Source organism: Desulfovibrio sp. OH1186_COT-070 (assembly GCF_003860215.1).
In the GTDB taxonomy this organism is placed as follows: domain Bacteria; phylum Desulfobacterota; class Desulfovibrionia; order Desulfovibrionales; family Desulfovibrionaceae; genus Desulfovibrio.
In genome coordinates this window covers 66,583-91,666 of the sequence record NZ_RQYH01000007.1, presented here as the reverse complement: position 1 = coordinate 91,666, position 25,084 = coordinate 66,583, and the positions used below count along the sequence as shown (strand labels likewise).

At 61.7% G+C, this 25,084-nt stretch carries 25 protein-coding genes; 7 read left to right on the top strand and 18 right to left on the bottom strand.

Translation table 11 applies throughout. From position 1 onward, the window contains the following. Positions 1-85 precede the first annotated feature (85 nt). Both EII23_RS04160 and EII23_RS04155 read left to right on the top strand, forming a co-directional pair. Positions 86-841 (top strand): PIG-L deacetylase family protein, encoded by a 756-nt coding sequence (locus tag EII23_RS04160; RefSeq protein WP_124792124.1) that lies wholly within the window; start codon positions 86-88, stop codon positions 839-841. Beyond that, positions 834-1,838 (top strand): glycosyltransferase family 2 protein, encoded by a 1,005-nt coding sequence (locus tag EII23_RS04155; protein ID WP_124792123.1) that lies wholly within the window; start codon positions 834-836, stop codon positions 1,836-1,838. Before EII23_RS04160 ends, EII23_RS04155 begins: the two co-directional genes overlap by 8 nt. Positions 1,839-1,870: 32 nt before the next feature. Here EII23_RS04155 and EII23_RS04150 read toward each other — a convergent pair whose 3' ends face one another. From EII23_RS04150 to EII23_RS04135, 4 genes are all read right to left on the bottom strand, one after another. Then, positions 1,871-2,518 (bottom strand): 4'-phosphopantetheinyl transferase superfamily protein, encoded by a 648-nt coding sequence (locus EII23_RS04150; protein WP_124792122.1) that lies wholly within the window; start codon positions 2,516-2,518, stop codon positions 1,871-1,873. A 15-nt stretch (positions 2,519-2,533) separates the two neighbouring features. Continuing rightward, positions 2,534-2,929 carry a PaaI family thioesterase gene (locus tag EII23_RS04145; protein ID WP_124792121.1) on the bottom strand — a complete coding sequence of 132 codons (396 nt, stop codon included), beginning with the start codon at positions 2,927-2,929 and terminating at the stop codon, positions 2,534-2,536. Between the two features lie 67 nt (positions 2,930-2,996). Further along, positions 2,997-3,917, bottom strand: coding sequence for a Tim44 domain-containing protein (locus EII23_RS04140; protein WP_124792120.1), 921 nt, complete (start codon positions 3,915-3,917; stop codon positions 2,997-2,999). Between the two features lie 372 nt (positions 3,918-4,289). Beyond that, positions 4,290-4,649 carry a molybdenum cofactor biosynthesis protein MoaE gene (locus EII23_RS04135; protein ID WP_124792119.1) on the bottom strand — a complete coding sequence of 120 codons (360 nt, stop codon included), beginning with the start codon at positions 4,647-4,649 and terminating at the stop codon, positions 4,290-4,292. A gap of 71 nt (positions 4,650-4,720) precedes the next feature. Here EII23_RS04135 and EII23_RS04130 point away from each other — a divergent pair, with 71 nt between their 5' ends. Together EII23_RS04130 and EII23_RS04125 are read left to right on the top strand one after the other, a co-directional pair. Beyond that, positions 4,721-7,495: a lipopolysaccharide assembly protein LapB gene (locus EII23_RS04130; RefSeq protein ID WP_124792118.1), complete on the top strand. Its 2,775-nt coding sequence runs from the start codon at positions 4,721-4,723 to the stop codon at positions 7,493-7,495. Between the two features lie 71 nt (positions 7,496-7,566). Beyond that, positions 7,567-7,914 carry a DVU0772 family protein gene (locus EII23_RS04125; RefSeq protein ID WP_124792117.1) on the top strand — a complete coding sequence of 116 codons (348 nt, stop codon included), beginning with the start codon at positions 7,567-7,569 and terminating at the stop codon, positions 7,912-7,914. Between the two features lie 116 nt (positions 7,915-8,030). Here EII23_RS04125 and EII23_RS04120 read toward each other — a convergent pair whose 3' ends face one another. The 4 genes from EII23_RS04120 to EII23_RS04105 all read right to left on the bottom strand — a co-directional run bounded on the left by EII23_RS04120 (position 8,031) and on the right by EII23_RS04105 (position 11,005). Continuing rightward, positions 8,031-8,699 carry an amino acid ABC transporter permease gene (locus EII23_RS04120; protein ID WP_124792116.1) on the bottom strand — a complete coding sequence of 223 codons (669 nt, stop codon included), beginning with the start codon at positions 8,697-8,699 and terminating at the stop codon, positions 8,031-8,033. Beyond that, complete coding sequence (locus EII23_RS04115; RefSeq protein WP_124792115.1) at positions 8,699-9,451, bottom strand: amino acid ABC transporter ATP-binding protein; 753 nt, start codon at positions 9,449-9,451, stop codon at positions 8,699-8,701. The genes EII23_RS04120 and EII23_RS04115 overlap by 1 nt, the downstream gene beginning before the upstream one ends. Before the next feature lie 4 nt (positions 9,452-9,455). Then, a complete protein-coding gene (locus tag EII23_RS04110) occupies positions 9,456-10,139 on the bottom strand; it encodes an amino acid ABC transporter permease (protein ID WP_124792114.1) in 684 nt (227 codons plus the stop codon). A 122-nt stretch (positions 10,140-10,261) separates the two neighbouring features. Continuing rightward, positions 10,262-11,005: an ABC transporter substrate-binding protein gene (locus tag EII23_RS04105; protein WP_124792113.1), complete on the bottom strand. Its 744-nt coding sequence runs from the start codon at positions 11,003-11,005 to the stop codon at positions 10,262-10,264. Positions 11,006-11,208: 203 nt separating this feature from the next. Between EII23_RS04105 and wbaP the strand changes: the two genes are divergently transcribed. Both wbaP and EII23_RS04095 read left to right on the top strand, forming a co-directional pair. After that, positions 11,209-12,606 (top strand): undecaprenyl-phosphate galactose phosphotransferase WbaP, encoded by a 1,398-nt coding sequence (gene wbaP / locus EII23_RS04100; protein WP_124792112.1) that lies wholly within the window; start codon positions 11,209-11,211, stop codon positions 12,604-12,606. Further along, the gene (locus tag EII23_RS04095) at positions 12,606-13,727 is read left to right on the top strand and encodes a glycosyltransferase family 9 protein (RefSeq protein ID WP_124792111.1); all 1,122 of its coding nucleotides are present in this window, start codon (positions 12,606-12,608) and stop codon (positions 13,725-13,727) included. The genes wbaP and EII23_RS04095 overlap by 1 nt, the downstream gene beginning before the upstream one ends. A 53-nt stretch (positions 13,728-13,780) precedes the next feature. Here the strand turns inward: EII23_RS04095 and fabZ are convergent, their stop codons facing one another. The 9 genes from fabZ to EII23_RS04050 form a co-directional block, all read right to left on the bottom strand. Beyond that, entirely contained in the window at positions 13,781-14,221 is a 441-nt protein-coding gene (gene fabZ / locus EII23_RS04090; RefSeq protein ID WP_124792167.1) for a 3-hydroxyacyl-ACP dehydratase FabZ, read from the bottom strand. 161 nt (positions 14,222-14,382) lie between these two features. Next, positions 14,383-14,943 carry an OmpH family outer membrane protein gene (locus tag EII23_RS04085; RefSeq protein ID WP_124792110.1) on the bottom strand — a complete coding sequence of 187 codons (561 nt, stop codon included), beginning with the start codon at positions 14,941-14,943 and terminating at the stop codon, positions 14,383-14,385. Between the two features lie 148 nt (positions 14,944-15,091). Next, a complete protein-coding gene (locus tag EII23_RS04080) occupies positions 15,092-17,086 on the bottom strand; it encodes an N-acetylmuramoyl-L-alanine amidase (RefSeq protein WP_260424586.1) in 1,995 nt (664 codons plus the stop codon). A gap of 285 nt (positions 17,087-17,371) precedes the next feature. Next, positions 17,372-20,128 (bottom strand): outer membrane protein assembly factor BamA, encoded by a 2,757-nt coding sequence (bamA, locus tag EII23_RS04075; protein WP_124792109.1) that lies wholly within the window; start codon positions 20,126-20,128, stop codon positions 17,372-17,374. After that, the gene (locus EII23_RS04070; RefSeq protein ID WP_124792108.1) at positions 20,109-20,795 is read right to left on the bottom strand and encodes an ABC transporter ATP-binding protein; all 687 of its coding nucleotides are present in this window, start codon (positions 20,793-20,795) and stop codon (positions 20,109-20,111) included. Before EII23_RS04070 ends, bamA begins: the two co-directional genes overlap by 20 nt. 2 nt (positions 20,796-20,797) lie before the next feature. After that, positions 20,798-22,024 carry a lipoprotein-releasing ABC transporter permease subunit gene (locus EII23_RS04065; protein ID WP_185702287.1) on the bottom strand — a complete coding sequence of 409 codons (1,227 nt, stop codon included), beginning with the start codon at positions 22,022-22,024 and terminating at the stop codon, positions 20,798-20,800. Between the two features lie 32 nt (positions 22,025-22,056). Next, the gene (locus EII23_RS04060) at positions 22,057-22,728 is read right to left on the bottom strand and encodes a nucleoside triphosphate pyrophosphatase (protein WP_124792106.1); all 672 of its coding nucleotides are present in this window, start codon (positions 22,726-22,728) and stop codon (positions 22,057-22,059) included. Then, positions 22,728-23,288, bottom strand: coding sequence for a phosphodiesterase (gene yfcE / locus EII23_RS04055; protein WP_124792105.1), 561 nt, complete (start codon positions 23,286-23,288; stop codon positions 22,728-22,730). The genes EII23_RS04060 and yfcE overlap by 1 nt, the downstream gene beginning before the upstream one ends. Continuing rightward, the gene (locus EII23_RS04050; protein ID WP_124792104.1) at positions 23,288-23,503 is read right to left on the bottom strand and encodes a Trm112 family protein; all 216 of its coding nucleotides are present in this window, start codon (positions 23,501-23,503) and stop codon (positions 23,288-23,290) included. The genes yfcE and EII23_RS04050 overlap by 1 nt, the downstream gene beginning before the upstream one ends. Positions 23,504-23,668: 165 nt before the next feature. Here EII23_RS04050 and EII23_RS04045 point away from each other — a divergent pair, with 165 nt between their 5' ends. Next, complete coding sequence (locus tag EII23_RS04045) at positions 23,669-24,520, top strand: PHP domain-containing protein (RefSeq protein WP_124792103.1); 852 nt, start codon at positions 23,669-23,671, stop codon at positions 24,518-24,520. Positions 24,521-24,539: 19 nt separating this feature from the next. Here the strand turns inward: EII23_RS04045 and EII23_RS04040 are convergent, their stop codons facing one another. Further along, complete coding sequence (locus EII23_RS04040; protein ID WP_124792102.1) at positions 24,540-24,884, bottom strand: DsrE family protein; 345 nt, start codon at positions 24,882-24,884, stop codon at positions 24,540-24,542. Positions 24,885-25,084: the final 200 nt, after the last annotated feature.

Genomic DNA, 25,084 nt, shown 5'->3' with positions numbered 1-25,084 from the left:
TCAAGGAAATTTTTTTTGCAATCTCCCCATGCCTTCGGCAGCCGCCTTCCCGGCCTTCCGGCACGGGCGGATGTGTCCTGTTTGAATGAATACTGTTTTTCTTTTTGCGCACCAGGACGATGAGTACGGGGTTTTTCCCGCACTCCACGAGCATCGCCGCCGGGGCGATGCTGTCCACTGCGTCTACCTGACCGATGGCGGCCCCCAGGCGCAACGCCGTTGCCGGGAGTCGCTGGCCGTGCTGGCCGAACTGGATATCGCGGCAGAGCATGTGCACTTTCCCGGTTGCCAATATTCCTGGAAGGACGGCAGACTGTACGAGCAGTATGCGGATTGTTGCCGCTGGCTGGTTCGCCTGCTGGCCGAGCTTGCCCCTGTGGGAACGGTCTATATTCCCGCATGGGAAGGCGGCCATCCGGATCACGACACGGTGCATGCGGCTGCCGTAGTTGCCGCATGTCGACAAAAAAAATCCGTCAGCCGCATCCGGCAATTTTCGCTGTACAACGGTTACCGATGCTCCGGGCTCCTGTTCCGCGCCATGCTGCCTCTGCCCTGCAACGGCCCTGTGCTGCACACGCCCCTTCCTCTGACGCTGCGCCTTCGCTGTATACGGCTTTGCCTGCGCTATCCTTCCCAGTGGAAAACCTGGCTGGGGCTTTTTTTCCCCGTGGCTCTGCGCTATCTCTTTACAGGCACACAACAGACGCAGGCTGTTTTGTCACAGCGCCGGGACAGGCCGCATGCGGGGCAGTTGTATTACGAGCGTCGCGGCTTCTGCACTTGGGAAACCCTCAGTGCTGCGCTGACCACAAACCCTTTTGAGGTGCACCATGAGTGAATACGGCATTGCCGTTGTCGTTCCCTGTTTCCGATGCCGCAGTCACATTCTGGATGTCTTGCAGCGTATGGGACAGGATGTGCGTCGTGTTTATGTGGTGGACGACTGCTGCCCTGAGGGCACAGGCCGTCTGGTGCAGGAGAAAGTCAGTGATCCTCGTGTGCGTGTGCTCTTCAACGAAAAAAATCTCGGTGTGGGCGGGGCCGTCATGCGTGGCTATCGTGCGGCGCTTGAAGAGCCGGAAAACAGAATCATAGTCAAGATCGACGGCGATGGCCAAATGGATCCGGCCCTCATCCCCCGCTTTGTAGCCCCCATCCGCCGGGGTATGGCCGACTATGCCAAGGGCAACAGATTCTACGATCTGGACCATGTGTTCCGCATGCCCAAGATACGTATTTTCGGTAATGTGGTGCTGTCTTTCCTCTCCAAATTTTCCACCGGCTACTGGCAGATATTCGATTTTACCAACGGCTACACGGCCATTGCCAGGGAGGTCGCAAGCCATTTGGATTTCAAAAAAATTGACAAGCGCTATTTTTTCGAGTCGGACATGCTTTTCCGCCTGAACATCATCCGCGCCGTGGTGGTGGACATCCCAATGGCAGCGCGCTACGGCGATGAAAAGAGCAACCTGAGTATAGTTGGCAGTGTGGGGCGCTTCCTTTTCAAGCATTGCGCCAACATGGTGAAGCGCATTTTTTACAGTTATTTTCTGCGCGATCTTTCGTTGGCGTCCCTGGAACTGCTGCTGGGCCTGTTTTTTACCGTCTGGGGCTGTCTGTTCGGCGGCTTCACTTGGTGGAATGCATTGGAGCAGCAGCTTGCCACTCCTGCGGGCACGGCCATTCTGGCAGGCACCATGATCATTGTTGGGCTGCAACTTTTGTTGGGCTTTTTTGCCTATGATATGGCCAACGCCCCAACGCATCCCCTACACCTGCTCTGCGATGACAGGGATAAGCCGCTGTCTTCCGGCAATGCCAAGCAGGCGTAATGTACGCCTCTCCCTTCGGAGCAAAGGCGGAATCATGCGCAGAGTGTGCGCATATCGCGCATTTCCGGTTCGGGAAAAGGGGCATGTTGCGGCAGGCAGAGGCAGAGAACATGCCCCGGCAGCGCATGCTCGCGCAGGGAAAAGTGCCGCCCCTCCCAGACTGGAGAGCATCCCGGCACAACGCTGATACTGTGTGGCGGCAGGCTCAGGCCCCGCCCTGTGGCCTTGAGAAATGCCTCTTTGCGCGTCCAGAGCCGGGCAAAGCAAAAGGGGCGTTCCCGCGGCGAAAAGCCGTGCAGCCAGAACACTTCGTCAGGATGCAGCGCGGCCTCCACTCCGTCCAGTTCGGAGATGCGTTCCACATCCACCCCGCAGGGCAAGGCTCCCAGCGCGCAGACGGCAAAGTGCCCGGCATGGGAGAGGTTGAAGTGGCAGGCGGGATGGGCGGCACAATGAGGTTTGCCGTAAGAGTCCCGCTGTATGTTTGCCGTGGCGGGTTCAATGCCTGCGGCGCGCAGGGCGTACTCCAGCAGCAGCCCCGCCCCCAGCGAACGGCAGCGGTCTTGTGCGCAAAGATGGCGCACGGCCCGCGTCCGGCGCTCGGGCAGAACGCGGGCAAGGCCGCGCCGGAAAAGATCCGGATCTTCCAGAGAGCGGATATCTGTGACAAAAAGCCGCACAGTGTATCCCCGCGTTCAGTCCGGCAGCCGGATGTCCGTCTGGAAGCCCGAGGCCATGCACCGGGCGATCATCTCGCCGGAGGCGTCAAAAACCTTCACTTCATAATTCTGGATGTGTTTTCCGTTGCGCACCGCAAAGGCTTCTGCGGTCAGCGGCCCGATTTTGCCCGGCCGCAGGTATTCGATGCTGGTGGACAGGCTGACCACGCTGTATTCCTTGCCCGCATTGGCCGCCGCGCCAAAGGCCACATCGGCCAGAGAAAAAATTGCGCCGCCGTGGGCAATGCCCATGCCGTTTTTGTGGCATTCGTTCAGGGGCATGCTGACTTTGGCGTATTCGGGCGTGGCTTCTTCGATAGTCATGTCCAGATGACGCATCAGCTTGTCGTGCTTTTTCACATAGTTTTTCATGGTTTTTCCCGCAGAAAAAGGCGGACTGAAGGGTGTTCAGCCCGCCTCTTTTCATTCTTCGTTTGCGTTACGAAACCTGCTGGATACCGTCCAGCTTCCAGTTGCCGCCAGCCGTCGGACGCACAAAGTGCCAGATTTCCCGCGCTGAGGAGGGCGTTTCCTGATCCGGCCTCTCGCGCAGCAGAACATCAAAGAAAACCTGGGCGTACTGGTTGCCTTCTTCTTCCTCCACGCTCAGCAACTGGGCATTGACCAGCAGGATTTCCGTGCGGGAGGGATGGGGATCGTCCTGCATCTGCCCGCGGACCTCATCCTGCACGGCCTGGGTGGCAAATTGGGCGATGTCGCTCACGTCGCGCTTGTCCCAGGCTTCCTGCAGGCGGTTGTATACCATCTTTGCGCCGCGCAGAAAATCTTCAACATCAAAGCCCTGGGGTACGGCGGGCTGTGCGCTGTCCGCTCCCTGAAGGCCCGCTCCGGACGGAGGCTGCGCGCGCAGAGCATCCCAGCCGTTCTGGCCGGCGCTTTCCCGGTACATGCCGGAAGAACCGTGAGCCCCGGCGGATGCGGAAGCCTGCGTGGGGTTCTGCTTGTTGCGGAAAGCCGCAAACAGCTTGAGGCCCAGAAAGATGAGCAGGCCAAACAGAAGAATGTCCATGAAACCGCCGCCGGAAAACCCGTTTCCGGAAAGCAGGGAGCCGAGCAGCGTACCTGCCAGCAGGCCGCCGAAAAGACCGCCCATGCCCCCGAACGTGCCGCCGGGGCGCGTTGCCGTGGCCGCCGCAGCCTGCTGCTGGCGCGGCTGCGCCTGGTTGACGCCCGGTTGGGTGGCTTGCGGGCGGGGAGTCGGAGCGGGGGTGCTCATGAAGGGTTTGCCGCCAAAAGAACGCCCGCCGCCCATGCGGGCTGCCTCCGCGCAGTCGGGCAGGGCCAGAGCCAGCGAGCCGCAGAGCAGAAGAGCGCCTGCAAACAAGGATCGTGCTGTCATCATGTCTCCTGAAAAATAGATGGCATGCCGGTGGATACCGGAAGGGACGGCGCCTTGCCGCTGCGCCGTCAAAGCGTTGCGCGCGGGCACTGCGAGGCAAAGTCGGGAAATTTTCGCAATGCCTGTGCCGAAAAATCATTGCTTTTTGGGGATCCGGCGAGTCATGTACACTTGCCCAAGGTTCGCCCAATATCTGCCGAGAGGCAGCCGGTACGCTTTGCATACGGGCTTTGACCATATGCATATATAGCAGGCATGCCCAAAAGGCAAGGCGAATGTTTGTGCGGAAAATTTTCTTTCACCGGGGCATGTTTTTCCTTTTTGTGCCGATACAGCAGGAGAGGGCGTACTTTCGCGCGCAACACGGTGGCGTCATGCCTGCTCCTGCTTGACCACGGCTTCGCTTTTGATGCGGTCCAGCAGTTCGGCCAACACAGGTTTGACGTGCTCGCGGATATCCCCGGCCACCACCAGAAAGAGCAGGTCATCCCCCGGCAGGAGCGTGCCTTCGGCGGCTTCGGCCAGAACCGCAAAAATGCCGGGGCGCTGTTCCATTTCGCGGCAGAGGGCGGTGATTTTTGCCCTGTCCGGGCAAACCTGCACGGATTTTACGGGAGTATGCCCCTTGCGGGACCAGGCGCGCACCACGCCGTTGTGAACGAGCATCATGCCCACATGCTGGCTGAAGCCGGGGCGCGCTTTGAGTTCCTGAAGAGTTTTGGTAATGTCCATACGTCTGTCCTGATTTTTCCTTTGCGGTCGAGTTTACCCCATCTTGCCCGCCGCCACAAAGGATTTTGTGCATGGCCCAGATATCAGACCTGCTGTCCCGAATGCCCGAATTCGCCGAGGTGCGCATGGCCGCCATGGGCCATACGCTCTGGGTTTGCTGGCAGAACAAGCCTGACCCCACGGTGCGGCAGACGCTGTTCAACTACGGCGGCATGCCCGTGTGCGAGGACGACGAGCAGGCCCTCTGGTTTTTCTTTACCGACGATGCCTTTCTGGCCCTGGCCCGCCTGATGGTCTGGGCCAACTTCAACGAACTGTCGGTAAGCATGGAGCTTTTTCCGGGGCGGCTGCAACTGGGCCGCAAGCGCGAGGCCAATCTGCTCATTGACGGTTCGCTGCACGGGCAGATGCTGTTGGCGGCGGGCAAGCTGGATATCTGGGTACACCCCAAGAGCCGTGAAGACAAAAAAGGCTTGCCGGGTATCAGCTTCGAGCCGAGTTCCGGCCGCCAGGGCATGAGCAGGGTGGACTGGGCCAGTATGGCCGTTGACGTGCGCATGCCCTTTGTTTCCAGCCGCGCCTGGTTTGCCATTGTGCATCCTCTGGGCAGCCCTCTGGACAAAAACTTTCAGGCCGGATGGCCCGCCATGTTCCAGAGGCTGGAGAGCCTGCTGCAAAAGCACAAAATCAAGTTTCTGGTGCACGAAGGCTTTGTCATGCTTTCGGTGGACAATCTGCTCATGCTGCGCACGTTCATGCACGAGTACCTGAGCAGCTTTGACAAGGAGAATGCCGAAGGCGCGCACTGGCCCTGCGCCTGCGTGGTGGCTGACCGCAACAACCTCAATTTCAACGTGGATTTGCCCAAAAAGATCGGCTTGCAGTGGGACAGTCTCATGCCGGACTTTCCCTACCTGAGCTACAGGAATGCCTATCTTCTGGGCGAAGGTTTCACGGTGCGCGACCTGCGCTACAGCAGCGAACAGAAAACCGTGGACGACTGGTGCAATGTGGTGCTGGACGAAAACCGCATCAGCGCCCGCACCCTGCCCCTGCTCATGGCCGGGCAGTTGACGGCCCCGTCCCCGTCCGGAGTGGGCTGCGTTTATTGCGGTCTGCCCGGGCACGAGGCTGCGGCCTGCCCGACGCGTTGCGCCAAGGGGGGAACCCAGGCCGTCTGGGAAGACTTGGACTCCCTGAGCCTTGAAGCCATCAACGAGGGTTTTCGGGAAATCGAGCAGAACCTGATGAAGGAGGGGCTGGCCGGGTACGAAGCCCTGATGGCGCGCAAGGATGCCGTGGGCACGGTGATGCGCGCGGTTCTCAATCTCAACGGCATTTGCCAGTTGCGTAATGTGGCGGACATGTGGCGTCACGGCGGGCGCGAGCCGCGCCCCGGAGACAAGGTGCAGCCGCAGGACGAAAGCCCTGCCTGGGATTTGCTGGAAAAACTCATGAAGACAGCGCCGGAAGGCCTGTCAGACATGGAAAAAAAGATCAACCAGGCCATTCCCAACTACCAGCGCGATCCGCGCCTGCGCATGCTTCAGGGGTTCGTGCTGCTGGAGCGCAATGACTTCACCCGTGCGGCCGCAAGCTTTCGGGATGCGGCCATGCTCACGCCGTCACAGGCCGTGCAGGCCTGGAATGAGCTTCTCCAGGCCCGCCTGAACGAGGAGCAGGGGCGCTACACCGCAGCCATAGCGCAGTATGCGCAGATATTCCGTGCCATGCCCCAGTGGCGCGGTGTCCGGTATCGGGAAATTTTGTGCAAGATCAAAATGGGTTTTGCCGAGTCGGTGCTGGAGCAGCTTGCGGCCCTGATTCAGGAAGACAGAACATACTTCAACCGCGCGCTTGTCGACCCTGCTCTGGAAAGAGGACGGCTGCTGGTGCTCGGCAGGCTGTATGACATCTGGGACGAAGCCAGAAAAAAGGCCGAGGCCGTGCGCGTGCGCATCAATGCGATGGAAAGCCGCCTCAATGCCTGGTTTGCGCCGGAGCATCCCGCGCGCGCGTCGCTGGACAGCAAGCTGAAATATCTTGGCAATCTTTCCAATACCAACAATTACAGCGCCTTTTTGCGCGTGGTGGAAGAATGCCCCGGTGTGGAAAAAGAACTGGAAGAGCAGATCACCAATGAAATTGAAACCCTGCGCGGCCGCTACATGCACTGCCTGGAAGTTTTGCAGGAAATCCGCGACGAGGCATCGTGGTTTCCCTTCCCCACGGCCCTGCGGGAGTTCAGCGCCAATTTCAACGAGAGCGCGGGCATTATCAACCGAGCTTTTTCAAGCAATTTCAATAAGGTGGAAAGTTTTTTGGCCGCCCAGGAAGAACTGCCCAGGCTTGTCCGCCTGCTGAAAAGGCTGCGCAGGCGTTTGCGCACCCTGCGGCTTGTGCGCGACGGAACACTTTTTGGCCTGACCATGGCCAAAACCGCGCTCTGGGTGGAATCCGCCGGACTGCTGCTCTGTTTTGCCGGGGTTCCGGCAGTGGTTTTTTGGGGAGACAGTCTGGGGCTTGGCTGGCTCAGGGAGATCATCGGTTCGGATCCCTGGTCCATCCAGAAAGTCCTCCTGCTCATTGTCACGGTGGTGGCTCTGGGCGTGGCCGCTCTGCGCAGCACGCTGGTTTTTGAGCGCAAGCGCGAGCAGCTTCTGGAAAATGCGCGCCAGCAGCGCGAGCAGGCCCAGCAGGATCGGCTGGAGAAGGTGCGCAGGCAGCGCCGCGCCCAGGCCGAAAGCGCCCGCCGTGCCGAGGCTGTGGTGGCGGGCAAGGAAATCCGGCGTCAGTTGGAGGACAGGGAAGAGGCCGAGGCTGCGGACGGGAAAGATGCGTCGTGAGCCTTGCCCGCCGGGGCAGCAGTGATTATCTGCCTGAAAGGAGCATACCCGAAGCTTGCAAGGAGACCGTCATGGCGGAACTCAAGGATTTTTCCCTGCACCATATCGACTGGAACCTGACCCCGGAACATGCCGTGACCATGTATCTGGAATGGGGCAACAACGACTGGCACTCCGAATATCCCCCTGTGCGTTCCAAGGATGACGTGTCCCACTACTTTGTGGTGGACAGTTGGCAGTCGCCGCCGCTTGTCCGGTTGGTCCGGCGCAATTCCGAGCAGGCCGAAGACCTGGTGACCTTTCCCCTGCCCCAGGATTTTCTTCAGGATTTTCACGATGCCCACGGCCAGTGGCGGGGGATCAGCGCGCCGACCCCGGCGCTCAAGGCCTGGCTCAAGCGCCAACTGGGGCAGGACTGACAGGCAGATGAGCGCATGAAAATGGAAAAGCCCCCAGAAACGGGGGCTTTTCCATTTTCATGCGTAAACTTCCCGGATACATTTTTTTGAAGGATTCACGTACATGGCTGCGCTGCCTAACGTGTGCCGAAGCCGGGAATGTGGAAGCGTTTTTCCAGCCAGTGCAGCAGAAAGGTCGCCAGGGTGACCAGCAGCAGATAGTACAGGCCCACTGTGAGAAAAACCTCGGTGAAGCGGAAGGTGTCCGAAGCCACCACCTTGCCCTCTCCCATCAGTTCCATGCAGGTGACCAGATAGGCGAGAGAACTGTATTTGATGAGATAGATGATTTCGTTGCCGCAGCCGGGCAGAGCACGGCGGGCGGCCTGCGGAATGACGATCCAGGCGATGGTCTGCCATGTGCTGAAGCCCAGAGCCTGGGCCGCGCGGATCTGTCCCTGCCTGATGGAGAGCAGTGCCCCGCGCACGTATTCGGACTGGTAGGCGGCGGTGCAGAGAATGAAGCTGGTCAGGGCAGCGCCGTAGGGGGGGAAAAAAATCCCCAGTTTGGGCAGCGCGTAATAAATGAGCATGAGCTGCACAGCCAAGGGCACGCCGCGCACCAGCGCAGTATATCCATCGCCCGTGCGGCGCAGCCATGAGGGGCCAAAGGCTCTGGCGCAGCCCAGGAGCACGCCTCCCGCAAATCCCAGCGTCCCGGCCGGAATGATGAGCGCCAGAGAAACCAGCAGCCCCTTGTTGAGCGCGGGCAGCAGGTCGTTGCTGAAAAAGGCCGTGTCCAGCATCAGCCCCCCATCTCCGCCAGACGCAGGCAGAAATCCCGTGTGCGGGTGTTGGCGCCCTCGGCCAGCAGGTACGCGGGTGCGCCCTGTTCGATGAGCCTGCCGCGCTCCATGAAGATGATTTCCGAGGCCAGGGCGCGGGCAAAATCCATCTGGTGCGTGGCCATGATCATGGTCATGCCGCCGCTGGCAAGGTCCCGGATGACAGAAAGAACCTCGCCGACCAGTTCCGGGTCCAGAGCCGAGGTCGGTTCGTCCAGCAAAATGACCTTGGGATCCATGGCCAGGGCGCGGGCAATGGCCACGCGCTGTTTCTGTCCGCCGGAAAGCTGGGCCGGGTAGAGCGGCGCATGCCGGGAAAGGCCCACGCGGGCCAGTTCCTCATGGGCGCGCTCCAGCGCTGCGGCGGCGGGCATACCGCGCACCTTGCGCAGGGCAATGGCCACGTTTTCCCGCGCGCTCAAATGGTCGAAAAGATTGAAATCCTGAAAGATCATGCCCACCTGGGCGCGGAAGGCGCACAGTGCCGTACGGTCGGCGCGGTCGAGGCGCTCGCCCTCCAGATATATCTCGCCCGAGTCCGGCGGGATGAGGCAGTTGATGCTTTGCAGTAGCGTGCTTTTTCCCGCGCCCGAAGGCCCGATGAGCACCTTGAGCTCCCCCCGCCGCACAGACAGGGAGCAGCCGTCCAGAATGGTTTTGCCCCCCAGCTTCTTGGAAATGCCCTCAATGTGCAAAACAGCCTGTTGATCCATGTCGCTATCCTATCCCCATACCGTCCGCGCCGGAATAGCCGGGCACATGGACTTTTTGTTCCAGGCGGCGCAGGGCCCTGAGCACAGCCAGCGTCAGCACGAAATACAGAGCTCCCGCTGTGGCGTACAGGGCCAGATGTTCGTGGGTGCGCGCGGCGGCAAAGGACGTGCGGGCCATGATGTCCTGGGTTCCCAGAACATAACAGATGGCGGAATCCTTGAGCAGGATGGAAAATTCGTTGGCCCAGCCGGGCAGGGAAAGGCGCAGGGCCTGGGGCAGAATGATGGAGCGGATGCCTGTGGCGTCACTCATGCCCAGGGCGCGGGCGGCGTTCAACTGGCCTTTGGGCAGGCTTTGCATGGCCCCCCGGAAAATCTGCGACTGGTAGGCCGTGCTGGTGCAGCCCAGCACAAGACAGCAGATGAAAAACGGCGCTACCGTGATGCCCAGGCTGATGAACAGTCCGTAACAGAGAAAGAGCAGAACAAGAATGGGCACTCCCCGGAAAAACCAGACATACAGGGCCACCATCCGTTGCAGCCACGCGGGGCCGTACACCTGCCCCACAGCCAGGGGAATGCCCAGCACAAGCCCCATGCCCAGCGACAGGGTGACGTTGCCCACAGTGACCAGACTTCCGGCCAGCATGGAGGGCAGGGCATTGTAGATGACCAGCAGGGAATTCATGGGGGAGATCGTTTTGCCTTTGCACCGGGCGGTGCCGTCGCGCGGCGTTTGCGTTTTTTGCGGGGCGGTCGCGAGGGGCGCGGATTTTTCCGCGCCCCTCGCGACCGCCGGAAGATCTGCGGTTATTTGTTCAGGTATTTTTTCTGGAGTTCCTGCCAGTAGGGGTCGGCCAGAAGCTTTTTGTAGCCTTCGTTGACCAGCGCATGGAGCTCCGTGTCTTCCTTGCGCATGGCAACGCCGAACTGGTCGGGAGTGCCGTGAACACCGGCTTTCTTGACGGCGCGCCCTTTTTCGATGGCGTCGTTGGCAGGCAGCTCGTCCATGAGCGCGGCCTGGATGCGGCCGTTGAGCAGGTCTTCCACAGCCAGGGGGGCGGAATCGTAAAAGCGCAGTTCAAAAGGATACTTCTTTTCCTGCTGTTCCTTTTTGATGTCGCTGGCTTCGGAGGTGCCGCGCTGCACGCCCACGCGGATTTTCTGCGTCAGGATTTCGGCGGGCGTCAGGCTGGAGTCCGCGGCAACCAGAAACACGCGCGAAACCGTCCAGTACGGATCAGAGAACTGCACCACCTTGGCGCGGTCGGGCGTGATGCTCATGCCCGAGTCCACCATGTCGATCTGCTTGGCGAGCAGGGCCGGAATGATGCCGTCCCAGGCCATGGGCTTGTGGGTGACTTCAAAGCCCATGGTTTTGGCAATCCAGTTCATGGAGTCCACGTCAAAACCGGCGGGCTGTCCGGTTTTTTCGTCCACATAGGCAAAGGGCGGGTAGTTGGGGTCAATGCCGTTGACAAAGCTTTTCTTGGCGAAAGCGGGCACGGCGGCCAGAACAGCGGCCAACAGGGCGCAAGCAGCGATTTTTTTCATGCGTGGTATTCTCCCTTGAAAAAGACAGCGTGACGAACAGCGGCGGTACGCCGTCTGCCCGGAGCAGATGCGTCCGAAAAACAAAAAACATTGCTATCAGAAGCCGGGGGGGGACGCAAGAGCGGACCGGGCTTCTTGCGCGCTGCCCCGAAGCGTAGTATACATTATTATGAGAGCGACAACAGCCCCGTGACAGGAACATCATGAAACACGCCCCCTTCTGGATCAGGTTTCTGCACTTTTGCGGCCTGATGCCGCAAAAGGCGCTGCTGGCCCTCTTTGACCTGCTGGCCCTCGTGCTCACGGCTGTGGCGGTTTTTTTGCTGCGCCATGCCTTTGGCGGCACAGATCCCGTTCTCTACCAGTGGGTGCTGCCCCTTTTGCTGGCCGGCCCCGTACTGGGCGCGGGCATGGGGCTTTACCCCAGTGTGAGTCTGCCGCCGCACCGTGAGGTCAAGAGCCTCTTTCAATTGGTCAGCCTCATCTACGGCCTGATTCTGGCGGCGCTTTTTCTTGCCCAGACGGGCGATGCCTATTCCCGCCTTGTGGTTGTCGGCAGTTGGGCGGCCACGGTCTGCACGCTGCCCCTCATGCGGAGTTTGTGCCGCAGACTTTTTGCGCGCCAGCCGTGGTGGGGGCGGCCGGTACTCATTTTCGACAACGGCGGGGACGGGCGCAAGCTCTGGCGTCATCTCAGGCGTCGCCCGGAAAAGGGCCTGAATCCCGTGAACATACTGCCCCTGCCAGAGACGAAAGGCGAAATTTTGGCCCTGTTCGCCGTCCAGGCCCGCAAGCACCCCGGCGTCATCGCCATTCTGGTGCAGCGCGGCGGGAGCGGCTCTCTGGACATTGTGACCGAAGCCAGCCGTTTTTTCGAGCGCACGCTGGTGGTGCCCGTGCAGGAGAGCGGTTTCAGGGTGCAGTGGGTCAGCCCCCGCGATCTGGGGCAGGTCAGCGCCTATCTTGTCCGCCAGAATTTGCGTGACGGGCGGCGGCTGGGCATCAAGCGTTTTCTGGATCTCCTGTTCTGCGCGCTGGGGGCTGTCGTGCTTGTGCCCTGCGGCCTCTTGCTGGCGCTGGCCATCAAGCTGGACAGCCCCGGCCCTGTGTTCTACCGCCAGAAGCGCATCGGGCGGGGAGGCAGGGAAATCAGGATATTCAAATTCCGCACCATGGTGCAGAACGCCGACAGCGTGCTCCGGGAAGTGCTGGCCAATGACGCGGCCCTGCGCGCGGAATGGGAGAAAGACCAGAAGCTGCGGCGCGATCCCCGCATCACCCGCGTGGGCCGGATTGTGCGCAAGCTGAGCCTGGACGAACTGCCGCAACTCCTCAACGTGCTGCTGGGCGACATGAGCCTGGTTGGCCCCAGACCCATTGTGGCCTCCGAGGTGGGCAAGTACGGCTCCTTTTTTGAGGAGTATTGTCGTGTACGCCCGGGCATAACCGGCCTGTGGCAGGTATCGGGGCGCAACACCACCACCTATGCCGAGCGGGTGGCTTTTGACCACTATTATATCAACAACTGGTCGGTCTGGATGGACATCTGGATTCTGGCCCGGACCCTGCCGGTGACCATTACCGGATACGGAGCCTACTGATGGAGCGCGGCAACAGGCTCAACCGCCTGCTGGACCGCGCGTTGGGGATTCCCCTGGCGGCGTTCACCGCGCTTCTGCGCTGCGGCCGCGCTGTATCTGCCGCGCCTCCCGGCCGTGTGGGCTTTCTCTGCCTCGGCGCCATCGGGGACCTTCTTTTGCTCACGGCCCTGACCAGCGCCCTGCGCAGGCGCCTGCCCCACGCCCACTTTGCCCTTTTGACCTCAAACGCCAATGCCGGGGCCGCCCGCCTGGTGCCGCACATGGATCAGTGCGCCTCCTTCGGCGTGCGTCAGGTGCCGTCCATGGTGGCATGGCTGCGCCGCCAGAAGTTTGATGTGCTGGTGGACAGCAGTCAGTGGGTCCGGCTTGGAGCCGTGCTCTGCAATCTTTCCGGAGCGGGCATGACCATCGGCTTTGACACGGCGGGGCAGTGCAGGAATTTTGGCTATACCCGTACAGCGCAGCACAGGAACGACCGGCATGAGGTGGAGAATTTTCTGGCTCTGGGACGTACGCTTTACGACGATCTTCAGGGAGTTCCGGAACTGCATTTGCCCGACCTGCCCGACGGTGGAGAACCGCCGGACGCAGCGCCTGCCGACAACACCTTTGTTTGCCTGCACATGTGGCCTTCAGGCATCCACGCCCGTCTCAAGGAATGGCCTGCGGAGCACTGGGCGCAGCTTGCCCGCCTGCTGGACGAGCGCGGTTTTCAGGTTCTGCTCACAGGCTCCGGGGCCGATGCCGCGCGCAACGAGGCCTTTTTGCGCGCCTTTCCGCAGTGTCGGGCGCGCTCGCTGGCGGGCAGGGTCGGCCTGACAGAACTGGCCCGGCTGTTGGGGCGGGCGGCGGCAGTGGTGTCGGTCAATACGGGCACCATGCACCTGGCCGCCCTGTGCGGCGCGCCCACCGTGGGGCTGCACGGCCCGACCAACCCCCTGCGCTGGGGGCCCGTGGGCCCGCGCACATGTTCTCTCCTGCCCGACAGGGGGGAATACGCCTACCTGAATCTGGGCTTTGAATATCCCCGCATCCCCCAGCCGTGTATGGAGTTTCTGCCGGTGGAAGATGTCATGGACGGCCTTGGCCGCCTGGGCGTATTCCGCAGCGCAGAAAGCTGAAACCTGCCGCAGCCCCGAAAAAATCCGGTTCCGGGCGGATGTGCGCCGCGGGCTCAGCCCACGCGCGGGCGGTCCCCGATGGCCGCAGTGATCTGGGCTTCGGCGACCAGTTTGCCGTCCACCAGCGCGCGAGCCTCCATCTTGCAGAGTTTGAGCCGCATGCGCAGGTTGTCGCACTCCAGATCCAGGCGGTCGCCCGGCACCACCTGGCGGCGGAACTTCACGGCGTCGAGGCCGGTGAACAGAAAGAGCTTGTCGTCCAGCGTTTCCATGTCCGCTGCGGCCAGCAGGCCGCCCGCCTGGGCCAGAGCCTCCAGAATGAGTACGCCGGGCATGACGGGCGCATCAGGAAAGTGCCCCTGAAAAAACGGCTCGTTGAAGGCGACATTCTTGTATGCGCGGATGTGCGAGCGGGGCACGCACTCCACCACCCTGTCCACCAGCAGAAAGGGATAACGGTGGGGCAGCAGGCGCAGAATGCGCTGAATATCCATGCCCGCAGAAGGGGTGCCGGAAGATGTGCCGGAAGGGGTGTCCTGCATGATGCCTCCTGTGCCGGGCCGCAACAGAGAAAAAAGCGGCCCCTTGTGTACGGAAAAAAAGCCTCCCGCCCACACGGGTCGGGAGGCCATGCGGTCCCGAAAGACAGGGCGCGCTAGGGCTGCTTTTTCTCGCCCTTGTCGCTCTTGTCGTTCTTTTTTTCCTTGTAGAGCCGGTTGACTTCCGTCAGCACGTCCTGCGTGAGATCCATGGACTGGTCGGCATAGAGCACGCCGCCCGCAGTCACGTCCACCACAAAGGTGAAGCCCTTGGCCTTGGCCACTTCATAGGTGGCGCTGAAAACCAGGGTCACCATGTCCTGACGCAGCTTGACTTCTTCCTGCTCCACCTTGCGCATGAAGTTGCGGGTTTTCTGATCCAGATCCTGCTTGGCGCGGATGAAGTCCAGCTTTTTTTCTTCACTGATCTTGGGATTTTTCAGGGCTTCGGCCTTTTTCTTCAGGCTTTCTCCCTGTTTTTCAAGGTCCGCGCGCTCTTTGCCGAACTTGCTTTCCATCTGTTTTTTGGCAACCTGAGCGGGTTTGCTCTGGGTGGCTACGGTCTGCATGTCCACCACGCCGATTTTTGCTGCGGGGGCTGCATTGCCCTCAGCGGCAAGGGCCTGTCCGGCAAGAAGCAGGCATGTCGCCACAGCCGTCATCAAAAGCTTGCGCATGAAAAATACTCCTTCCTCTGTTGCTGGGATGTGTTCTGTCAGCGGCAAAAACCGCTCTGTGCAAGATTTGTCGGGAGGAATGTCCCCGGCATGGTGGTTGCGAGATGCGCAGCGTGCACAGGCAATCCGCTCTAGAAAATTTCTCAAGTCACATAGCATCAGCATCGCTTTGCGTCAAGGAATTCTGTGCGGTGCGCAGTTTGAGCAGGCGCTCCCTGTAGGTCAGGATGCCGTGGGCCAGCCCTTCGATCATGGTCTGGCGATAGGCGGGGTCCAGCAGGAGGGCGGCTTCCGCCTTGTTGGTGCAGTAGCCCATCTCCACCAGAACTGCGGGCATGGTCGCTCCCAGAAGAACGTGAAAAGGGGCTGATTTGACGCCGTTGTCACGGACGCGGTAGGCCTTGCGCCCCAGAAAGCTCAGGGCGGATTTCTGGATATCCCCCGCCAGGCGGCGCGACTCGTCCGCGCGGGTGGTGAGCATGATGTCGGCCAGCATTTTTTGCATTTCGCCCAGGCGGTGGTCGCTGTCCACGTTTTCCAGAGCGGCCACGCGCGCGGCTTCGGGATCGCCGGCCAGGGACAGGTAATAGGTTTCAAAGCCATGCACGGCAGTATTGGCATGGGCGTTGACATGAATGGAAACAAAAAGATCCGCATTGGCCTCGTTGGCCATGAGTGTGCGCTCGCGCAGCGAAATAGCCCTGTTGTCCGTGCGGCTGTAAACCACGTCAAGCCCTCTGGCCTGAAGCAGGCTGCCCAGGGCAAGGGCCGTTTTCAGCGTGATGTCGCGTTCCAGCACGCTGTTGTGGTGGGTTCCCGGATCGTGCCCGCCGTGCCCTGCGTCAATATAGACCGTGCGTACGGTGAGGCCCAACTGGCGGGCCATGTCATTGACGTGGCCTGCAGGAGCGGGGCGGGGGCGGCGGGCTTCTTCCGCCTTTGGGGTATCCGCGCGGGGAGCCAGGCTACCGCGCAGGGCTTCTGCCTGTTGCAGCACATCGCCCGTGGCATGCTGGGCAGCGATGACATCCAGCAGCGCCAGGGCTTCGGTGTTCAGGCGCAGCCGGGCATTGATGGTGGCCGCGCGCAGCAGGGCATCACCGACCAGTGAACTGCGGGGAAATTCGCGGGTCAGGCGCAGGTAGAGGTCGCGGGCGCGGAGGTGATCGGCTTTCCGTGCGGAGCAGAGCGCCAGACTTTCCTGACAGGATGCGGCGGAAAACAGGGTTTTGGGCGCAATGTCCCTGTTTTTCTGCCCCATGCGCAAAAATTCTTCGGCAAGATCCCGCCAGGCCTGGCGGCGGCAGGAGCGCTCCGGGTCGGCGCGCAGGCTCTCCATCCGTTTTTTGGCGGCTTCATACCGCTGTGACAGGTCTTTCGCGGGGTTGGCGGCATCTGCGTTGGGGGCTGTTTTCCGGGCAGCGGGAGGAGAGGGCAGGGCCAACGCGGGCCCCCTGTCGGGCGGAGGAGAAACAGCGGGAGGCGGCGCGGCTTCCTGCCCCGGCGATGTCTCCCTGACCTGCCTGCTGTCGCTGCCCGCCACCTGCTTGGCCTCCGGCGCGGTGCGGCCTTTGGCGGAAGCCAGAAGGGTTTTTTCCAGAGCCAGGGCTTCGGGCAGCATGTCGCCGCGCGGATAGCGCGTCTTGATGCGGGCCAGCAGGCTCTGCGCTCCCTTGTCGTCCTTGAGCCATGCCGCGCGCAGTTTGGCCGCGCGGAAAAGGGCATCATCGGCCAGGCGGCTGTCTCCATGCTTTTCCGCAAGGTCTTCATAGAAACTGATGGCCTTGCGCGCATCGGCCTTGGCGCAGGAGCGGCGCGTAAGCTCTTCCAGACATTCCGCCGCCCGGAACAGCGCCGCCGGGCGGTTGGGCCAGGAGGCATCGTCCTGCCAGACAGAGAAAAAGTCCGCCGAAAGGCTTTCCCAGTGCGCTCTGCGGGCCGCCTTTTTTTCGTCCTGCCGCAGATTTTCCAGTTCTGCCTTGGCTGCTTCGTAGCGCTGGGTAGTGGAGGGCCGGGCCGTATAGTCGGCATCGTAAAAAAAGACAACCAGAAAAGACAGCGCAAGCAGAAAGAGCGCGGGCGGCGCCATACGCCGCCAGACGCCGTGCTGTGGGAGGGGGCTTTTTCTGCTTTTGCGGGACACGGGCCTTCCTTTGCCGCAGCATCGTCAAAATACTGGCACATGTTTTCCGCGCACAGCGCGAAATTTTGTGCACAGCGGCGCGGCATTGGCCTGCGCCTTGCCCGTCCGTCGCTGTGCCGTGCGGATGCTGCCCACAAACAAGCACAATATGTGCCAGAAACGCGCACGGCAGAAAAGAGATTTTGCCTGTATGGAAAACCGGATTTCGCGGCAGGAAAACATTCCTGCCGCGAAATCCGAAAAAGGCGCTGGCCGCCGCATGCCCCGCGCAGGGGAAGGGGCGGGCTAGAAGAACTGACCCATGCTGAATTCGATCCTTCCGGATTCGCGTTCCTTGTCGTAGTCCTGCACCAGCGGGATACCGTAGGCGATGCGCAGGTCACCCATGGGCGAACGCCAGCGCAGTTCGAGACCGGCCGAATAGACGAGATATTTTTCCCATTCGCGGCCCATGGTCTTGCTGTCGATGTTGAAACCAGCATCCACAAACGGCACGATGGCCAGCCCCAGTTCTTTCTGGAATGTCCAGATGTATTCCAGGTTGACCACGCCCATGCGGTCGCCGCCGATGTGGTCGCCGCCATATTTTTCGTCACGGGGCGAGATGTCGGAATAGGCGTAGCCGCGGATGGTGTCCATACCGCCCACCCAGAAGCGTTCAAACACAGGGACCTTGTCCCCGGTGTTCTGGAAGACGCCGCCCAGACGCGCCCGCAGATGCAGGGTGTGCTGCGGCGCTGCGGACCAGAAGCCCTGCCAGTCAGCCACGGCTTTGACGAAGTTGTCCGTACCGCCCAAGCCGCCACCTCCGTATTCCACCCAAAGGCGGGTAATGGTGCCCTTGGTGGGACGCTCCTTCACATCTGTGGTATCCCGCAAAAAGCGGGCCGAGAGGGCGCTGGTCCAGTTGATTCCCTCATAGTCGCGGATATAGGGGGACGTATCGTCATCCACATCGTAGAGATTGTAGCGTTCCAGACGGTAGGCCACGCCCACGCTGGAATATTCTCCCAGGGGATAGGCCAGACGGATGGTGTCGCCCAAGGTATCCTTGGTGAAGGAGTCCCAGTAGTCGTGGGTATAGTAGAAATCGTTGCCTACAGAGAGTTCCGTGTCGTAGATGCGCGGGTTGGTGAAGGACAATACGCCCGACGTGCGTCGCCAGGAAAAGAAGCCCTGCAACTGCAGCCAGTAGCCGCGGCCAAAAAGGTTGCGCTCCATGATGGAGGCGCTCACGCCCACGTCATAGTAGGAAGAATAGCCGACGCCACCCATGATGGCGCCGGTATTGGATTCCTTGACCTTGATCTTCAGGTCTACCTCGTCTTCCTGACCGGTGGGAATGAGCTCCATGTCCACGGCCGAGAAATAGCGCAGCCGGTTCAGGCGTTCGCTGGAGCGGCGGAGTTTGGCGCCTTCATACATATCGCCGTCGCCCAGGCGCATTTCGCGCAGGATGACGTTATCGCGCGTTTTTGTATTGCCTTCCACACTCAGGCGGCGGATGAACGTTTTGTGCTTCTTGGTGATGACATAGCCTACATCCACCTGCGGACTGCCATCCTCGGCCTTGACAATTTTGGTATCCACCTCGGCGAAGGCATAACCGTAGTCGGCATAATAGTCGGTCAGACGCTTGGAATCCTCCTGCATGACCGTGAGGGAGAAATGGTCCTCGCTCTTTTTCCAGTCATCCATCTGGATGATTTCCAGCATCTTGTCTTCACTGTCGATGACATCACCGGCAAAGACCACGTTACGCACCGCATGGCGTTCGCCCTCGTGCACGGGAAAGGTCACATAGATGCCGTCTTCCTTGTAGTCCACAACGGGTGCGCCCACCTGCACGTCCACATAGCCTTCGTTGAGGGCATAGGCGGCAATGGCGTTGGCATCACGTTCCAGATACTCCTCCTTGAGGACGCCCGTGCCGGTGAGCCAGGAGAAGATGCCCCGCGATTTGAGGGCCATGTATTTGTCCAGATCGCCGCGGTTGATTTTTTCCAGGCCGTCAACCTTCACTTCCCGGATGTAGAGCTTGTTGCCCTCATCCACGCGGATGACCAGCACAGCGCCGCGGCCGCCGTGGCGGTCCTCCAGGCGATAGTCGGCCTTGGCCAGATAGTAGCCTTCCTTGCGGTACAACTCGGCGATTTTCTGCAGGTCGTCGGCGAGCATCTGCTCGTTGAGCACACTGCCCGTCTTGGTGCCCATGGCCGCCAGCACATCGTCGGAATCGATTTCCCGGGAGCCTTCCACCACGATATTGTCGATGCGGGGCTTCTCCACCAGGGTGAAGACCAGCACGTTGCCTTCCATATGTGCCCGCACGTCGCTGAAATAGCCCATCTCCCAGATGCGTTTGACTTCCTCGTTGATGGCTCCGGCGTCCGGGGTGTCCCCCCTGCGGATGGTCATGCGCATGAGCACGGTGTCCGGGTCCAGCACGTTCATGCCGCGAACCTGCACGTCGCTCAAACCGCCCCTGGCGGCAACGGGCGCGCCCATGGGCACAAGGCTTGTGCCTGCGGCGTCCACAGCAGGCGCGGCAGGCTGCGCGCCGACCATCTCTGCGGCGCGCCCGGCCAGAGCGCCCGCGCATTCGGGCAGGGCCAGCAGGGAACTGCGGTCAAAACCCACGGGAACCGCCTCGCCCTGCTGCACAGGCACGAGGCGCGTGTCCAGAGAAAAGCCTTCGCCCAACTGGTTGAACCTGCCGTACACAACCAGTTGCGCGCCTGCCTGGCGGCCCAGGCTGCGGGCCGCGGCAATGTCCACGCTTTCTCCCCGGCTGCGCAGCAACTGGCGGGCCGAGCTCATGGGCACCACGCGCATGCCTCTGCTCTGCAACTGGTCGGCAATGGCCTGGGGCACGTCGCGCGAGGCATGGGGCATTTCCGGCCCCGCGTTGACCTGAAAGGGCAGAACCAGCACAAGAGGGCCGTTGGCCGCAACGGCGCCTGCGGGCAGGGCCAGCAGAAGGCAGGCCAGGACGGCAAGGCGCAGAGCCGCGCACACGGCGCTATCCAGAAGTTTTTTCATACAGTGTCCCCGCTTTCAGTTCCAGAATCCTGTCCATGCCTGCGGCCAGGTCCCGGTTGTGCGTCACCACCACGAGGGTCATGCCCAGTTCGCGGTTGAGTTCCTTCATGAGCGTACCCACGCCCTCCCCGGATTTTTCGTCCAGGTTTCCGGTGGGCTCATCAGCCAGGAGCACGCGCGGCCGCAGCAGCACCGCCCGCGCAATGGCTATCCGTTGGCGTTCGCCGCCCGAAAGGGTGGCTGTTTTGCTTTCCGCGCGCGCGCCGAGGCCGACACGCTCCAGAATGTCCCGCGCGCGGGGCAGAACTTCCGCAAGGTTTTCCCCGCCGATGACCGCAGGCATGGCCACGTTTTCCAGAGCCGAAAATTCCGGCAGCAAGTGGTGAAACTGGAAAACAAAGCCCAGCGTCCTGTTGCGGAAGGCGGCCTGCATGTCGGGGCTCATGAGAGCCATGTCCTGCCCTTCAAAGCAGACCTTGCCCGTAGTTGGAGTATCAAGAGCACCCATAAGATGCAAGAGGGTGCTCTTGCCCGAGCCGGAGGCCCCCACAATGGCCAGGGACTCGCCCTCCCGCACAACCAGGTGAAGATCCTTGAGAACCTCAAGCTCTCCCCCGGGCATGGAAAATTTTTTGCTGACGCCCACAAACTGGTAGAGATCCGGCATGGCTATTCGTAGCGCAGGGCTTCCGCCGGTTGCAGCCGCGAGGCCTGCCGGGCGGGGTAGAGTGTGGCCAGAAAGCAGAGCAAAAGCGCGCTCGCGCCCACAATGAGCACATCCGTCACGCTGATGCTGATGGGCAGGTGATCCAGCGTATAGACGTTTTCGGGCAGCTTGATAAAGCGGTATCGCTTGAGCAGCCAGCCCAGGGAAAGGCCGAGCCCGTAGCCCAGCAGGGTTCCGATGACGCCGATGATGCTGCCCTGGAACATGAAAATGCGGCGGATCATGCCGCGCGTGGCCCCCATGGACATCATGATGGCAATGTCGCGGGTTTTTTCCATGACCAGCATGACCAGACTGGTCACAATGGAAAAGGAACCGATGAGCACCACCATGGTCAGCAGGATGAACATGCCGATTTTTTCCAGCTTGAGGGCCGCAAAGAGGTTGGCGTTCATCTCCATCCAGGAGCGCACATAGAAGGGCGCGCCCAGTTCTTCCGCCAGACGGGCGCAAATGGTGTCTGCCGCAAAAAGGTCGTCCACGGTGATTTCCACACCGGAAAGATAGTTTTCCGGCAGTCCCAGCACGTCCCGCGCGGCTGCAAGGCTCACAAAGGCCAGCGATGAGTCGTATTCGAACATGCCGGTCTTGAAAATGCCCACAACCTCAAAGGAACGGATGCGCGGCGCATGCCCCGAAGCGGTTTTCTGCCCGGAGGGAGACAGCAGATTGACCCGGCTGCCTTCGGTCAGGTGCAGTTTTTTGGCCAGTTCGTCGCCGATGATGACGCCGGGAGCGCCCTCCCTCTCCAGACCGGCGGCCGTGCCCACGCGCATCTGGCGCAGCATGGAGAGCACTGACGGCGCAGTTTGCGGGTCAATGCCGCGCAGCACCACCCCCTTGACGCCCCCCCCGCCCGAAAGCATGACTTCGGTATAGATGAAGGGGGTAGCTCCGGTAACGCCCTGCACGGAGCGCACGCGCTGCAGAACGTCCTCGTTCTGCTCAAGGGCCGAAGGCAGATAGGAGAGGACAATGCCGTGGGCATTGGCCCCGAGGATCTTGTCGCGCATGTCGGTGGTCAGGCCGTTGTACACGCCGAGAACCACCACCAGCGCGCCAACGCCGATGGCCACGCCCAGGATGGACATGAGCGAAATAACGTAGATGAAGGTCTGCTTGCGCCGGGAAAAGAGATAGCGCAGGGCGACAAAAAGTTCGAAACGCATCCGGGGCATAGTGGCGCAGATCGGCCCTGGATTCAAGTGATATTTTGCGTTGCGGGCCGCATGACGCCCTCTTTCAGAAGCGCCTGCGCCAGTAGGGTCAGGGGAAGGCCCACCACGGTGCTCCAGCAGCCTTCCACCCTCTCCACCAGCACGGCCCCCTGCCCTTGAATGGCATAGGCCCCGGCCTTGCCCTGTGGCTCGCCCGTATCCACATAGGCCTGCAATACAGAGCGTGGCCAGGCATGAAAAAAGACGCGGCTGGTCTGAAAGAATGTTCTTTGCCGCTGCCCGCCAGTGCCGTCCGGCAGCAGCAGGCAGACGGCGCTGACCACCTCGTGCCCCCGTCCCGACAGGCGTTCGAGCATGCGCAGGGCGTGGCCAGCATCAACGGGTTTGCCCAGGATATCGCCGTCCACGGCCACCACAGTGTCGGCTGCCAGAATGACGGCGCAGCCTGGGGGCAGGGGCGTCGGGCCGCAGGAGGCAAGGTTGTCGCATGCCCACCGGGCCTTGGCGTATGCTGCGCGGCAGGTGTAGTCCTGCGGGCTTTCGCGGCGGGCGGGGCGCGGTTCCGTTGGGGCGGGGCACAAAAGGAAGGGCAGGCCCCAGCGGGCAAGGAACTGCTGGCGTCTGGGCGAGGCCGAGGCCAGCACCAGATGCAGGCCGGGAGCCAGGGCGAACAGGGGCGGTGGGGCAGAAGACATCAGGAAAGCCGCGGAGCGTGAGACAGCACCTGATTGTCCTGCATGTCCAGAACGCGGAACACGCCCTGTTCGTACAGGCCGTAGCTGCGGGGATGCCCCTGCTTGGGCAGGGACAGGGAACCGGGATTCCAGAAATGCATGCCGTCACGGGTTTCGCCGCGCGGAACATGGGTGTGCCCGCGCAGAAAAACCGTGCCCGGCGCAAAACCCGGACACGGGGGGCACTCCGGCAGGCGGTGGCCGTGGCTGGCAAAGATGTTCAGACCGTCGCAGGCGATCCAGGCGTTTTCTGCCACGGCAAAGGGCAAAAGGCCCAGATCCACCTCGGCGTCACAGTTGCCGCGCACGGCCAGCACCGCACAGGGCAGGTCCTCCGCGCCCGGCATGGTCTGAAGGACGGAGCGCGTGTCATAGTCCTGCGGCAGGGGATTGCGCGGCCCGTGATAGACCAGATCGCCCAGAAGAACCAGGGTGTCGGGGCGCAGACTGCGCGCCCGCTCCAGCAGAAAAAGCAGGCTCTCGATGGAGCCGTGCAGATCCGAGGCAATGAGCATGCGCATCAGGCTTTCTCCGCATCTGCGGGCGAGCGGGCGTCCCAGGCGGTGCGCTCGATGGCCTCCTCCGGCAGCATGACGGGGATGTGGTCCTTGACGGGATACACCAGTTGGCAGGCCGCGCAGGCCAGCCCGGCAAGGTTGCCGTGTTCTTCGAGAGCCGTCAGGCTGCCCAGGCAGCGGGGGCAGGCCAGAATGCGCAGAAGTTCTTGTGTTTCCATAAGCCGTCCTTTGCTGCGCGCAGTCTATCCTCATGGGGCGCGCAGTTCAAGCCCGCGTCTTGGCCGCCGGCTGCCCGGTGATGGCTCCCCGGCAGAGCCGCGCATCTGGTCAGAGCGGGTTGCGGCCTTGTGGTGCCGCATGTTCTGGCGTATACTGGATGCGCCATGAGTCTTGTTGATCTGCATACCCACACCACGGCCTCCGACGGCACGGACACCCCGGCCCAACTCATGGCTCTGGCCAAAGAGGCGGGCCTTGTGGCCGTGGCGGTTACCGACCACGATACGGTTTCCGGGCTGGACGAGGCCGAGGCCGCCGGACGGGAACTGGGTGTGGAGTTGGTGCGCGGCTGCGAATTGTCCTGCATAACAGACATGGGGGAAGCGCACATTCTGGGTCTCTGGCTGCCGCACGACATTGCCCCCGTGCAAAAAAAGCTGCGCTGGCTGCAGCAGAAGCGCACCGAGCGCAATGTGGCCATTGTGGACAGGCTTCAGGCGTTGGGGCTGGACATCAGCATGGACGAGGTGCTCCGGGTGGCCAGGGGCGAAAGTGTGGGGCGCCCCCATATTGCCTCGGTGCTGCTGCGCAAGGGGTATGTGCGCAACAGCCGCGAGGTCTTTCAGAAGTATCTCGGCTCCGGGGGCAGGGCCTATATTCCCCGGACGGTTCTTGGGGCGGAGGAGGCCGTGCATCTGCTGGCTTCCCAGGGGGCCACGGTCAGTCTGGCCCATCCGCTGCACTGGAAAATCTCTCCGGACAATCTGGCAAAACTGGTGGCGCGGCTCAAGGATGCGGGCCTGTCCGCCATCGAGGCATGGTACAGCGAGCATTCGGCGGCAGACGTGCGCGTTTGCCTGGAACTGGCGCGGCGTTTTGACCTTGGCGTCAGCGGCGGGTCGGACTATCACGGAAGCAACAAGCCCGCCATCGCTCTGGGCGTGGGCTACGGCAGCCTGCGCGTCCACAAAAGCGTTCTGGATGACCTGCGCGCCCGCAGGCGCGCAGGGGCTTGACGCTCGTAGGCCTGCACACTCAGGGTTTGACGTAGGAAAATCCCCGGTGCTGCAGGCGCGCGATTTCCACCACTCCGGCGGGAATCACGGTGCAGCCGGGCCAGAGTTCGTTTTCCGTGATGGCATTGTCGGCAAGGGCATTGGCGCAGAGCAGGATGCGCAGCCCCTTGTCCTGCAGGGGCGCGGCAATGGCGTGCATCTCCTCGTTGAGCTTGGTGAACTGGCAGACGGCCGGGCCGTTGGCCACCACCACAAGCTCAAATTTTTCTTCCGGCAGGGCCTTGAAGTAGTTGGCCGCATTTCTCAGCAAAAGGCGCAGGACGGCCGGATCCCGGCTGTCTATGTGCAGGCACATATCGTACATGGTCAATCCCTCCGTGCTGTTCGTGGATACGTTGGCGGCGTGCCCGGAGCATCTTTGCCCCGGTTGCGTCGGGAAAGGGCAGGGAGCAACTTTTGTTGCCCTTCACAGGCATAGTCCGGCGGCGTTTTTTTTGCAAGCCGCGGCAAAGAAAAGGTGCGGGGCCAGCCCTTGCGCAAGCGGCGTCAAGCCCGTATGGTCGG